A 12,679-nucleotide genomic window follows, 5' to 3' on the forward strand; every position below is an offset into this window, starting at 1 on the left:
GGGCTTGTCCCGGCCATCCACGAACGCTCCCAGCCAAGGACGTGGATGCCCGGGACAAGCCCGGGCATGACGTTTGTGGAGACATATCGAGGTTTATCATGCCCGACGCCCAGGCCGACAAGATCCCGCAGCCCGCCAAGATCCCCGTCACCGTGCTCACCGGCTATCTCGGTGCCGGCAAGACGACGCTGCTCAACCGCATCCTCTCCGAGCCGCACGGCAAGAAGTTCGCCGTCGTCGTCAACGAGTTCGGCGAAATCGGCATCGACAACGACCTCGTGGTCGGCGCCGACGAGGAAGTGTTCGAGATGAACAACGGGTGCATCTGCTGCACCGTGCGCGGCGACCTGATCCGCATCATCGACGGGCTGTTGAAGCGCAAGGGCGATTTCGACGGCATCATCGTCGAGACCACCGGCCTTGCCGATCCGGCGCCGGTGGCGCAGACCTTCTTCGTCGACGAGACGGTGGGCGCCAAGACCACGCTCGACGCCGTCGTCACCGTCGCCGACGCCAAATGGCTGAAGGACCGGCTGAAGGACGCCCCCGAGGCGAAGAACCAGATCGCGTTTGCCGACGTCATCCTGCTCAACAAGACCGACCTCGTCTCCGAGACCGAGCTGAAGGATGTCGAGATGCGCATCCGGGCGATCAACCCGTTCGCGCGCATCCACCGCACCCAGCGCTCGGATATCGCCATTGACAAGGTGCTGGGGCAGGGCGCCTTCGACCTCGACCGCATCACCGCCATCGACCCCGATTTTCTGGAAGGCGGCCACAAGCACTTCCACGACGAGGAGATGCAGTCTTTCTCCTTTTCGAGCGACAAGCCGCTGGACCCGGACAAGTTCTTCCCGTGGATCCAGGAACTGACGCAGACGGAAGGGCCGAACATATTGCGCTCCAAGGGCATCCTCGCCTTCAAGGACGATCCGGACCGCTTCGTGTTCCAAGGCGTGCACATGATCCTCGACGGCGATCACCAGCGCCCGTGGCGCGCGGACGAGCCGAAGAACAGCCGCATCGTCTTCATCGGGCGCAAGCTCGACAAGAACGCACTGGAGCAGGGGTTCCGCGCCTGCGTGGCGTGAGGGTCTTGTCGAAGGAGGACGTCATCCTGAGGTGCCCGGCCTAAGCCGGGCCTCGAAGGATGCCCGTCCCCGATGGCCCTCTGCCTCAAAATCCTTCGAGGCTCGCCTTTGGCTCGCGCCTCAGGATGACGTTGTGCGGGAGAGGTGAGTACGAGCCACAAACGTGACGCCGCGCGCAAATTCCGCTAACCCGGCGTCTCACCTCCTCGACGCCGAGCTGCCCATGCCCGCCTCATCGCTCCCCGCTTCGCTCACCTCCAAGCTTCGCGACGTCGATCTCGGCGGCGAGGCGGTGGGCGTGCGCTTCCTCGGCACGCAGGCCGTGTTCGCGCTCGCCACCGGCGAGATCGTCCTTGCCGATGGCGAGAACGAGCAGCGCCTCGCCGCGCACAACGGCACCATCCTCTCCGTCGCCGGCGATGCGCGCCGCGTGCTGACCGGCGGTGATGACGGGCGCGTGGTGGCGACGAAAGGCGACGGCACCTTCGAGGCGCTGTTCGAGCAGAAGGGCCGCTGGATCGACCAGGTGGCGAGCGGGCCGGACGGCGCCGTCGCCTTCTCCGCCGGCAAGACCGCGCATTTCCGTCCCGGCAAGGGCGAGGCCAAGTCGTTCGACTTCCCCTCCACCGTCGGCGGCCTCGCCTTCGCACCGAAGGGCACAAGGCTCGCCGTGGCGCATTATGGCGGGGCCAGCCTGTGGTTTCCCAATGCGGTGGCCAAGCCCGAATTCCTTGAATGGAAGGGCTCGCATCGTGGCGTCATCTGGCATCCCGAGGCGCGCTTCCTTGTAACCACCATGCAGGAGCCGGCGCTGCATGGCTGGAAGCTGCCCGAGGGCACGCATATGCGCATGAGCGGCTACCCTTCGCGCGTGCGCTCCATGGAGTTCACCGCGGGCGGGCGCTTCCTCGTCACCTCGGGCGCGACCGAGGCGATCCTCTGGCCGTTCGCCTCCAAGGAGGGGCCGATGGGCAAGCCGCCGACCATGCTGGCGCCGCGCGATGTCCGCGTTTCCGCGGTCGCCGCGCATCCCAAGGACGAGGTGGTCGTGGTCGGCTATGAAGACGGCCTCGCGCTCATGGTGCGCATTGCCGATGCCGCGGAAATCCTGATCCGCGCCCCTGGTGGCGGCGCGGTGACCGCTCTCGCCTGGCGCCCGGACGGGGGGGCGGTGGCGATCGGCACCGAGGACGGCAAGGGCGGATTGCTGGTGCTCTGAGATCAAATTTAGCCGGCTTTGTATTTGCGGCCGGAAATTGATCCCGGAATCCGTACAACGTTGCCGCTTCGCCACAGCAGATTATTGAATCATTCTCGTACCAATGAATCTCCGGCGCTCCGTCGGAGCTGTCGCCCGACTGTCATGTGGGCTCTCTAGCCAACCAGTTCTGACTTTCCGGAGGGGTAATTGGGGCCTCCGGTTCTGTGCAAAGCTGGGGATTTCACATGACCACGATGTTCTCGTCGACGAGCCGCATTGCGCTGCTCGCGGCCGGCTGCCTCACCATGGCGCCGCTGCCCGCGCTCGCCGGCACCTTCTCGATTGCCGGCACGGAGACCAACCCGCAGACGCTGCAGGGCGTCGAGACTGGCGTCATCGGCGCAGGCGCCGAGCTCAATGTCACCGGCACCGCCATCACCTGGAACGGCAATGCCACCGGCGCCGGCGTGGTCATCACCAATCTCGGCACCGTGACGGCGACGACCCGGGCCATCGATTCGGCGAACAACGTCACCGGCAACATCACCATCAATAACGAAGTCGACGGTCTCATCAGTTCGAGCAATGACGCGATCCGCATCAACAGCCCGCTGGCCAGCGGCTCGACGGTGACCATCACCAATTCCGGCACCATCCGCTCGGCGACCGGCCAGGCGCTCGACCTGCGCGCGGTGACGAACGGCTATACCTTCGTCACCAACAACAGCACCGGCACCATTGACGGCCAGCATGATGACGGCGTGCGCCTCGGCGCCGGCGGCCGGCTGGCCAATTACGGCGACGTGGTCGGCGGTAGCCTGAACACCGTCGACACCGACGTGAACAAGGCCGACGGCGTCGACTTCGGCGACGATCTCGGCGGCACCGTCGACAATTATTCCGGCGCCACCATCACCGGCTCGCGCCACGGCGTCACTGCCGGCCAATACATCAATGTCACCAACTACGAGAACGCCTCGATCGTCGGCCTCAACGGCTCCGGCGTCGGCTCGGACGGCACCGGCGTCGTCTGGAACTACGGCACCATCGAGGGCCGCATCGACAGCGTCTCGGCCAATGGCGACGGCGACGGCGTCGATATCGACCTTGCGGGTACCGTCATCAATTACGGCACCATCAAGGGCCTCGGCGCCAAGGGCTCGAAGGACGGCCAGCTCAACAAGTCCGAAGGCGTCGCCATGGGCGGCGGCACCATCACCAATGCCGATGCCGACTCGCTGATCTACGGCAAGGACAACGGCATCCTGATCGACGACGGCAATGACGGCTCGGCGGTCGCCGCCACCACCATCACCAATCACGGCTCGATCACCGGCGAGAACGGCTTCGGCGTGAAGCTGGTCGGCGAGTATGGCGACATCTTCTACAATTACGGCTCGATCGTCGGCGGCAACGGCACCGCGGTCGACATGGGAGCGGGCAACGACAGCTTCATCCGCTACAATGGCAGCAGCGTCAGCGGCATCGTCGACGGCGGCACCGGCAGCGACCAGCTCGCCTTCGGCGACAGCGGCAGCTTCAATCTCGACGAGGTCGGCAACACCAAGACCTATCGCAACTTCGAGGAACTGTACGTCGCGGTGAGCGCCGGCGTTACCTTCACCGGCTCGACCGATTTCGCCGGCTCGACCCGCGTCAGCTGGGGCACGCTGATCCTCGACGACGCCGATCTCGGCAACTCGGTGGTGACGCTCGAAGGCGCCGCGGTCTATGGCGACATTCGCGGCACGCTGCGCGGCAACGGCATCATTGGCGGCCTCACGAACAGCGGCCGCGCCTTGATCGCGCCGGGTGCCGCTGGCGAGGTCGGCACGCTGACCATCAACGGCAATGCGGCCTTCAACGAGCTGGCCGAATATGAAGTGACCGCGACCGCCGGCGGCGAGAGCGACCTCATCATCGTCAAGGGCGAGACCACCATCGACGAGGATGCCAAGGTACTGGTCGACGCCGTCGGCAGCGACTTCACCTATGGCACCCGCTACACCATCCTGACTTCGGAAGGCGGCATTGACGGCGCGTTCGGCGACGTTGTCTCCGACTTCGCCTTCCTCACTCCGACGCTCAGCTATGACGAGACCACCGTCTATCTGATGCTGAACCGCAACGACGTCACATTCTCCAGCATCGGCGCCACGCGCAACCAGCGCTCCGTCGGGGGGGCGGTCGAGGCGGGCGGCCCAGGCTGGAAGGTCTATGACAACATCCTGGTCTCGACCACCGAAGAAGCGCAGCGGGCGTTCGACCTGCTCTCGGGCGAAGCGCACGCTTCGGTCGGCGCGGTGCTGTTCAGCCAGAACACGCTGGTGACCGACACGCTGGTCAGCCGCCTGCGCCAGGCTCCGGTGGGCACCTCCGGCGCGCTCGCCGCGCTCAATGCCGACGGCCCGGCCACCGCTTATGCGACCAAGGCGCCGGAACCCGCTGCCTTCAAGGCGCTGAAGGCGCCGGCGGCGCCGGTCGGTCCGGTCTATGCGACCTGGGCGCAGGGCTTCGGCCAGTGGATCGACGCCAATAGCGACGGCAACGCGGCCGCGGTCAACGGCACGGTCGGCGGCTTCCTTGCCGGCGCCGACGTGACCATGAACAACTTCACCTTCGGTCTTGCCGGCGGCTATTCCTCCGCCGAAAGCGATGTCGATGATCGCTCCTCCAGCGTGAACGCCGACACCGTGCTGATCGCCGCCTATGCCGGCGCCAGCTTCGATGCCTTCAAGGTCCGCGGCGGCGGTTCCTATGGCTGGAGCGAGCTCGACAGCCACCGCACCGTGGTGGTCGGCGACGTCACCGAGAAGCCGACCGCGTCCTATGACGGCTCCACCGCAAGCCTGTTCGCCGAGGCCGCCTACGTGTTCCAGGTGGCCAACGCTGCCCTGGAGCCGTTCGCGCAGATCGCCTGGAGCCGGATCGAGACCGACGGCTTCACCGAGAAGAACGCACCGATCACCGGCCTCACCTCGGACGGCCTCGACTTCGACACCACCTACACCACGCTCGGTGCGCGCGTGGCGACCACCTTCGAGATGTCGGGCGCGGCGGTCACCCCGCATGCGTCGCTGGCCTGGCGCCATGCCTTTGACGGCGTGACCCCGGAAATGGCGATGGCGTTCTCGGCTACGGGTGCCGGCTTCACCGTGGCGGGCACGCCGATCGCCGAGGACAGCCTCGTCGTCGGTGCCGGCCTCGATGTCGGCATCAGCACCGGCCTGTCGCTGAACATCAGCTATGAAGGCCAGTTCGCCGACGAGACCGAGTACAATGCGGTGAAGGGCGGCCTCGTCTACAAGTTCTGAGCCCGGTAAAGCATCGCTCGGTTCCACACATCGAATGCCCGGCCTTGCGCCGGGCATTTTCGTTTCCAGGTCCCGTCATCGTGCGGTCGCGAATGCTGGGGTCTGTTGCAATGCGGAAAACCTGCCTAATCTGGCACCGCCCGCATCGAGGATATCCCCATGAAGATCGAAGACGTGCGCAAGACGGCGACTTCCATGCCGCTGACCAGCCCTTCCTATCCGCCGGGACCCTATCGCTTCTTCGACCGCGAATATTTCATCATCACCTACCGCACCGATCCGGCGGCGCTGGAGAAGGTGGTGCCCGAGCCGCTCAAGATCACCGAGCCGCTGGTGAAGTACGAGTTCATCCGCATGCCGGATTCGACCGGCTTCGGTGACTATACCGAGACCGGGCAGGTGATCCCCGTCACCTTCAACGGCAAGGCCGGCGGCTATGTGCATTCCATGTATCTCGACGACGACGCGCCGATCGCCGGCGGCCGCGAGATCTGGGGCTTTCCGAAGAAGCTGGCCAAGCCCAAGATCGCGGTGGAGAGCGACGTGCTGGTGGCGAGCCTCTATTATGGCAGCGTGCTCTGCGCCTCCGGCACCATGGGCTACAAGCACCGCAAGGCCGACCATGACGCGGTGCTGAAGTCGATGCTCACCCCGAGCTATCTCGTCAAGATCATTCCGCATGTCGATGGCACGACGCGGATCTGCGAACTGGTCGAATACTATCTGGAGGAGGTCACGCTGAAGGAGGCCTGGACCGGCCCGGCCGCGCTCGGCCTGTTCCCGCACGCCATCGCCGACGTCGCCAAGCTGCCGGTGCTCGAAGTGGTCTCCGCCCTGCATTGCAAGGCGGACCTCACCCTCGGCCTCGGCACCGTGGTGCACGACTATATGAAGGACTGAGACCTTCTCCCTCTCCCCGAGGGGGAGAGGGTTGGGGTGAGGGGGCTCGGAACTCGGCAGCCGCGTCGCCCTTCACCGACCCGCTACGCGGGCCACCTCTCCCGTCAAAGTCGGATGTATCCGACTTTGATCTTCTGGAATGCAGAACTCGGTAACAGCCGAGTTCTGTGGGGGAGAGGGAAGTGGGAAGGCACTTGGCCTTCCTCACCCGCGCGGCGTCGCTGCACCCTGCCAGCCCGAGAGCCGCAGATTGGTGCGTCCGCACGACGAGATACCGGGTCGCTCGGTGGTGAGCTGGCCGGTGGCGAGGCGGATCAGCGGGTGGTGCGGGTCGAAGGAGGTGACGACCAGTTCGCCTTGCTCGAAGGGCGTCGCCGGCGTGCCGGTGCCGGGGCGTACGATCTCGGCGACCAGCCCCTCATTCAGCACGAAGCCGTCATGCGCCTCGGTCTCGAAGGCGATGACGCCGAGTTCCGGCGTGGTCATCGCCTCGAACACCGCGATGCCGCGCGCATTGAGCGCGCCGCGTGCCGCCGGCTCGGTCTCGCCCTCCGGCACGAAGGCGACGCGCAGCGAGGAAAGCGGCCGCCCGGCCGCTTCCGCGCGCTCGATCAGGCGCACCGCGAGCTCGGCCGTGCCGGCATAGGCGACCGGCTCCAGATGGGCGATGATCTCGACTCGCGCATCGAGCTCTTCCTGGAATTCGGCGGGACCGGCCGGGATCACCGGGCAGCCCAGCGCCCGGCAGCCGGAATCGACGATGAAGCCCGAGGGCGCGAGGTGGTAGGAGAGGCAATTGACCACGAGGTCGCCCTTGCGGATGCCGGCGGCGAACAGCGCGCGTGCCGCACGCCAGGTGTCGTAACCGGCGCCTTCCGGATCATAGGTGCCGGCTGCCGCGAAGATGCGCTTGAAGGCCGAGACCGGCTCCGGCACCAGCCCGCCAAAGGGCGGCTTGCCGGCCTGCATCAAGGCGAGGTCGCGCCGGCGCAACACCGGGAGCTTCGCCAGCGCCTCGCGGGAGAAGATCGCCCGGCTCTCGAAGCTGGAGAGCATCCAGGCCCAGCCCTTCGCCACCTTGGCGCTGCGCACCAGGTTCGGCAGGCGCGCCATCAGCTCCTGCTCGCGATCAGCCGCCGGGCGCGTCTCGTTGCCGTCGAAATAATGCTGGCCGGTGTGATGGCCGCCCGGAATATCCGGGGCGAGGCCAACGCCGCCAAAGGCAGCCATGGGCGCGGGGCCGGCGGCGAAAGACATCATGCGGTCCACCTCTCGATGTCGACCGGCGGCCTTGCCGTGAACGGAACAGTGATGCGGGGTGGGGCGCTGCTGATGGTTTCGGCCTGTCACGGCCAGCGACGCCGTCGCCTGCCTCTTCCTCCCGATTCGCGGCGTGGGCATCAGCCCGGCCGTGGTCCGTTGGCGTTTCCTCTGCGGGTGCCGTTCGCCGGCACCTCGTATGAGCGAATAGTGGACGCGTGGGAGCGGACGTCAAGTCATGTGCGTGCAAGTCACAGGCGTGTTGCGTCAGCCGAGCGCGAGACGCTCGCTCGCCATGTAGCCGGTGAGGAGGGCAAGGCCGAAGGCGATGAGCGCGAGGCTCGCCGCGAATTCGACGCCGCGCAGCAGGACAGCGCCGCCATTGCCTTGCCGGTTGGCGGCAAGCCGCACCGCGATGCGCTTGCCGAACACCGCGATGGCGGCGATGGCGGTGACCGTCAGCGCCGTGCCGAACCCCATCAGCAGCGTGGAGGCAGCGCCGACCCAGAAGATGCCCTGGGCGAGGGCGAACACCAGCACGAAGATGGCGCCGGAGCAGGGGCGCAGGCCCACCGAGAGCACCGCGCTCCACCAGGCGCGCCAGCCGTCTTCCTTCGGCAGGTCCTCCGGCGCCGGCATATGGGCATGGGCATCGCCGCAATCGCAGTCTGGCCCGTGGAGATGTGCCGGGGTGCCGCGCCAGGCGGCGAGGAGGGCGCGGCCCTTCACATAAGCCAGGCGCACGCCCATCACGACGATCAGCCCATAGGCGGCGATCTCGATCAGGGAGACCGCGCGCTGGGTTGCGAGCGCAGTGGCGCCGAGCACCACGGCGAAGATGCCGGCGATGAGGATGGCGGCGAGCGCCTGGGCGAGCGCGCTGGCGAAGGCGAGGCCGGCGCCGCGCTTGAGCGTCGCCTCATTGGCCAGCAGATAGGAGGAGATCACCGCCTTGCCGTGGCCGGGGCCGGCGGCGTGGAACACCCCATAGGCGAACGAGATGGCGCCAAGCGTGCCGAAGGCGCTGCCGTCGGCCTTGGCGGCGCGCACCGCGCCGGTCAGCAGCCGGTAGAATTCCGCCTGCTTGCCGAGGATATAGCCGGTGATTCCGCCGATCTGCTGCGGCTCCGCAGCGCTCGGGCCGACGCCGAACGGGCCGGCCGCATGGGCCGCCGCCGCGCCGGCGATGAGCGCAAGCGCTGCGACACAAGCGCAGCCGAGGGCACGCCGGGTGATGGGGCTCACGGGCAAGTCACCGTGGCGCGGTTGGCGAATTGCGATCCGAATTGGCTCGACGTGGTCAAGGCGTTGAAGAAGCTCTCGGAAAGCGTCTGCGTCGAGCCGCCGACCGCCGGGTCCGGGCGGTGGAGGCCGAGCGTGCAGCCCTTCGGCGCCGCCTCCAGCTTCACCGGGTTCTCGTCGGCCAGCGCGAAGGCGACGAAATAGGTCGGGTCATAGACGTCGAGCGTGGTGGTGCCGGCGCTGGCGATCGGCTTGGCCAGCGGCAAGATGAAATGCAGCGTCAGCGCGGTGCCGTCATAGGTCAGGCCGTAGTCCCGAGGCGTGGCGAAGGCGAGCTTCTCCTTGCCGCGCTGGGCGAAGGTGAAATAGTCGAATTCCTTCATGGAATCGATGTTGGTCTGGGCAAGCTCCTTGAGCACCGTGTCGCTCGGCTTGCCGCCTTCGCCCTCGGTCAGGCCCTGCAGCGCGAAGGCGGAGAAGCCCTCATCGAAGGTCCAGACATGGCGCACGCCGGTCAAGGCGCCGTCCGGGCCATATTCGAGCTGCGAGCGCACATCCACCCAGACATGAGGGTGGGCGAGCGCCGGGCCGGCACTGAGCGTGAGCGCGCAGGCGAGTGTGGCGACGCGATTCAGCACGGCATCTCCCCCGATTCATCCTGCCAAGATACATCCCGCGTCGTGGTGCGGCCCGAGTGCGGCGGAAAGGTGATGGTGCGTTCACCGTTTCGGGAGGGGAAGTTGGGGAAGACGATCACGCACGTTCCTCGTGTCCGGGCCATGGTTGACCTATGGGAGCGCTCTCTAGAGCAGTTTCTTGTCGTTCGGATGATCGTGTCCGGAAGGGTGTCGGGACCACGTCATCCTGAGGTGCGAGCGAAGCGAGCCTCGAAGGATGCTCATCGGCGATGGCCGTCGCTCTGCTTCAGCATCCTTCCAGGCCGCCCACGGGCGGCACCTCAGGATGACGTCGCCCGTTTGGCGTTGTCACCAAAGAAAAAGCCGAGGCTGTTGCCCCGGCTTTCACCGTCTTTGTCCTTCGAGGCGGAGCGTTCTACTCACGCCGCCTTCTGCTTCGGCGCCAGCAGCTTGCGGTTGACGAGGCATTCGGCGATCTGCACCGCGTTCAGCGCCGCGCCCTTGCGCAGATTGTCCGACACGCACCAGAAGGCGAGGCCGTTCTCCACCGTCGCATCCTCGCGGATGCGCGAAATGTAGGTGGCGTCTTCGCCCGCCGCCTCGTACGGCGTGATGTAGCCGCCGGGCTCGCGCTTATCGACCACCAGGATACCCGGCGCATTGCGCAGCGCCGAGGTCGCCTCTTCCACCGTGATCGGCTTCTCGAACTCGACGTTCACCGCTTCGGAATGCGCGACGAAGACCGGCACGCGCACGCAAGTGGCCGTGAGCTTGATCTTCGTATCGAGGATCTTCTTGGTCTCCGCCATCATCTTCCACTCTTCCTTGGTGAAGCCGTCTTCCATGAAGACGTCGATGTGGGGGATGACGTTGAAGGCGATGCGCTTCGGGAACTTCTTGGCCTCCACCGGGTCCGAGACGAACACGGCGCGGGTCTGGGTGAACAGTTCGTCCATGGCGTCCTTGCCGGCGCCGGAGACGGACTGGTAGGTCGAGACCACGACACGCTTGATGGTCGCCAGATCGTGCAGCGGCTTCAGCGCGACGACGAGCTGCGCGGTCGAGCAGTTCGGGTTGGCAATGATGTTCTTCTTGGTGAAGCCCTTCACCGCGTCGGCATTCACTTCCGGCACGACCAGCGGAACGTCGGAATCGTAGCGGAAGGCCGAGGAATTATCGATCACCACGCAGCCCTGGGCGCCGATCTTCGGCGACCACTGCTTCGACACATCGCCGCCGGCCGACATCAGGCAGATGTCGGTGTCGGAGAAGTCGTAGTTTTCCAGGGCTTTGACTTTGAGCGTCTTGTCACCGAAAGAGACCTCGGTGCCGACCGAGCGGCGCGAGGCGAGAGCAATGACCTCGTCCGCGGGGAAGCCCCGTTCGGCGAGGATGTCGAGCATTTCGCGGCCCACATTGCCAGTGGCGCCGACGACGGCGACCTTGTAGCCCATCATATTCTCCGGATCAGACAGACGCCCGGCCCTGCACAGGCGCGGGAGGGCGCGCTTTTACGCTGAAAGTGGTGGGGAGGCAACGGTGGGGCAAGGGGGCAGGTAGTCAGCGCTGCACTGCGTGGGCATCCTTCGAGGCTCGGGATTCTTTCTTTTGGCTTGCCAAGGACAAGACCCGAGCAGGCTCGCACCTCACGATGACGTGGTTCCGTTAACAGCAACGTCATCCTGAGGTGCCCGGCAAAGCCGGGCCTCGAAGGATGATGAAGCAGAAGGGGCTTGCCTACTCCGCCGCCCCGGCCCGCACCACGCCGTAGCGGCGTGCGACATAGTCCGTGACGATCTTCTTGAAATCCTCGCGCAGCGTCGGGCCGCGCAGCGTCATCGCCTTCTTGCCGTCGATATAGACCGGCGCGGTCGGGAACTCGCCGGTGCCGGGCAGCGAGATGCCGATATCGGCATGCTTGCTCTCGCCGGGGCCGTTGACGATGCAGCCCATCACCGCGACGTTCAAAGCCTCGACGCCGGGATAATGCCGCTTCCATTCCGGCATGCTGGTGCGGATGAAGTCCTGCACCTCGAAGGCCAGTTCCTGGAAGGTGGTGGAGGTGGTGCGGCCGCAGCCGGGGCAGGCGGCGACCAGCGGCACGAAGGTGCGCAGGCCCATGGTCTGCAGCATCTCCTGCGCCACCGTCACCTCGCGGGTGCGGTCGCCGCCGGGCTCCGGGGTCAGCGAGACGCGGATGGTGTCGCCGATGCCCTGCTGCAGCAGCACGCCCATCGCCGCGGTGGAGGCGACGATGCCCTTCGAGCCCATGCCGGCTTCGGTCAGGCCGAGATGCAACGCATAGTCGGCGCGGCGGGCCAACTCGGAATAGACGGTGATCAGGTCCTGTACCGCCGACACCTTGGCGGAGAGGATGATCCTCTCCCGTGCCATGCCGATCTCCTCGGCCAGCGCCGCGGAGAGCAGCGCCGAGCGGATCAGCGCCTCGCGGGTGACGGCGCGGGCGTCCGCCGGACGCGGCAGCGCGGCGTTCTCGTCCATCAGCCGGGTGAGCATGTCGTCGTCGAGCGAACCCCAGTTCGCGCCGATGCGCACCGGCTTGTCGTGCTTCAGCGCCAGCTCGACGATGGTGGTGAAGTGCCGGTCGCGCTTCTCGCCGAAGCCGACATTGCCGGGATTGATGCGGTATTTGTCGAGCGCGGCGGCGCAGTCCGGATGCTCGGCCAGCAGGATATGGCCATTATAGTGGAAGTCGCCGACGATCGGGACATCGAGCCCCATCTTCAGCAGCTTCTCCTTGATATGCGGGATCGCCGCGGCAGATTCGGTGCGGTCGACCGTCAGCCGCACCAGTTCCGAACCGGCGCGGGCGAGCGCCGCGGTCTGGCGCACCGTGGCCTCGACATCGGCGGTGTCGGTGTTGGTCATGGACTGCACCACGACCGGGGCGCCGCCGCCGACCGCAATGTTGCCGACCATCACCGGCACGGTCCGGCGCCGGTCCGCTGGTCCGGCGGCTTCAAGCTCGGGGGCGACGACAGCGTTCATACGGACATCTCACAATGAGGCGCG

The 12,679-nt window shown here is 66.5% G+C and carries 9 protein-coding genes; 4 read left to right on the forward strand and 5 right to left on the reverse strand.

Features of this window, described 5'->3' with window-relative positions; translation table 11 throughout:
* The first annotated feature begins 98 nt into the window (after positions 1-98).
* The 4 genes from G3545_RS25080 (at position 99) to G3545_RS25095 (ending at position 6,506) form a co-directional block, all read left to right on the forward strand.
* Entirely contained in the window at positions 99-1,091 is a 993-nt protein-coding gene (locus G3545_RS25080) for a GTP-binding protein (RefSeq protein ID WP_170016772.1), read from the forward strand.
* 223 nt (positions 1,092-1,314) lie between these two features.
* Positions 1,315-2,310, forward strand: a complete 996-nt coding sequence (locus G3545_RS25085; protein WP_170016774.1) for a WD40 repeat domain-containing protein — start codon at positions 1,315-1,317, stop codon at positions 2,308-2,310.
* A 227-nt stretch (positions 2,311-2,537) separates the two neighbouring features.
* The gene (locus G3545_RS25090; RefSeq protein ID WP_170016776.1) at positions 2,538-5,606 is read left to right on the forward strand and encodes an autotransporter domain-containing protein; all 3,069 of its coding nucleotides are present in this window, start codon (positions 2,538-2,540) and stop codon (positions 5,604-5,606) included.
* Positions 5,607-5,765: 159 nt separating this feature from the next.
* Positions 5,766-6,506: an acetoacetate decarboxylase gene (locus tag G3545_RS25095; RefSeq protein WP_170016778.1), complete on the forward strand. Its 741-nt coding sequence runs from the start codon at positions 5,766-5,768 to the stop codon at positions 6,504-6,506.
* A 204-nt stretch (positions 6,507-6,710) separates the two neighbouring features.
* Here the strand turns inward: G3545_RS25095 and G3545_RS25100 are convergent, their stop codons facing one another.
* The 5 genes from G3545_RS25100 to ispG all read right to left on the reverse strand — a co-directional run bounded on the left by G3545_RS25100 (position 6,711) and on the right by ispG (position 12,655).
* Entirely contained in the window at positions 6,711-7,766 is a 1,056-nt protein-coding gene (locus tag G3545_RS25100) for a phenylacetate--CoA ligase family protein (RefSeq protein ID WP_170016780.1), read from the reverse strand.
* 267 nt (positions 7,767-8,033) lie between these two features.
* Positions 8,034-9,011, reverse strand: coding sequence for a nickel/cobalt transporter (locus tag G3545_RS25105; RefSeq protein ID WP_170016782.1), 978 nt, complete (start codon positions 9,009-9,011; stop codon positions 8,034-8,036).
* On the reverse strand, positions 9,008-9,646 hold the full coding sequence (locus G3545_RS25110; RefSeq protein ID WP_170016784.1) for a DUF1007 family protein: 639 nt from the start codon (positions 9,644-9,646) through the stop codon (positions 9,008-9,010). The genes G3545_RS25105 and G3545_RS25110 overlap by 4 nt, the downstream gene beginning before the upstream one ends.
* Positions 9,647-10,065: 419 nt before the next feature.
* On the reverse strand, positions 10,066-11,100 hold the full coding sequence (locus G3545_RS25115) for an aspartate-semialdehyde dehydrogenase (protein ID WP_170016786.1): 1,035 nt from the start codon (positions 11,098-11,100) through the stop codon (positions 10,066-10,068).
* 283 nt (positions 11,101-11,383) lie between these two features.
* Entirely contained in the window at positions 11,384-12,655 is a 1,272-nt protein-coding gene (ispG, locus tag G3545_RS25120; RefSeq protein WP_170016788.1) for a flavodoxin-dependent (E)-4-hydroxy-3-methylbut-2-enyl-diphosphate synthase, read from the reverse strand.
* Between the last annotated feature and the right edge of the window lie 24 nt (positions 12,656-12,679).

The sequence above is a fragment of the Starkeya sp. ORNL1 genome, assembly GCF_012971745.1.
In the GTDB taxonomy this organism is placed as follows: Bacteria; Pseudomonadota; Alphaproteobacteria; order Rhizobiales; family Xanthobacteraceae; genus Ancylobacter.

Coding starts and splice junctions, on each gene's coding strand:
- G3545_RS25080 (WP_170016772.1), top strand. CDS start 99: ATGCCCGACGCCCAGGCCGACAAGATCCCGCAGCCCGCCAAGATCCCC.
- G3545_RS25085 (WP_170016774.1), top strand. CDS start 1,315: ATGCCCGCCTCATCGCTCCCCGCTTCGCTCACCTCCAAGCTTCGCGAC.
- G3545_RS25090 (WP_170016776.1), top strand. CDS start 2,538: ATGACCACGATGTTCTCGTCGACGAGCCGCATTGCGCTGCTCGCGGCC.
- G3545_RS25095 (WP_170016778.1), top strand. CDS start 5,766: ATGAAGATCGAAGACGTGCGCAAGACGGCGACTTCCATGCCGCTGACC.
- G3545_RS25100 (WP_170016780.1), bottom strand. CDS start 7,766: ATGATGTCTTTCGCCGCCGGCCCCGCGCCCATGGCTGCCTTTGGCGGC.
- G3545_RS25115 (WP_170016786.1), bottom strand. CDS start 11,100: ATGGGCTACAAGGTCGCCGTCGTCGGCGCCACTGGCAATGTGGGCCGC.
- ispG (WP_170016788.1), bottom strand. CDS start 12,655: ATGAACGCTGTCGTCGCCCCCGAGCTTGAAGCCGCCGGACCAGCGGAC.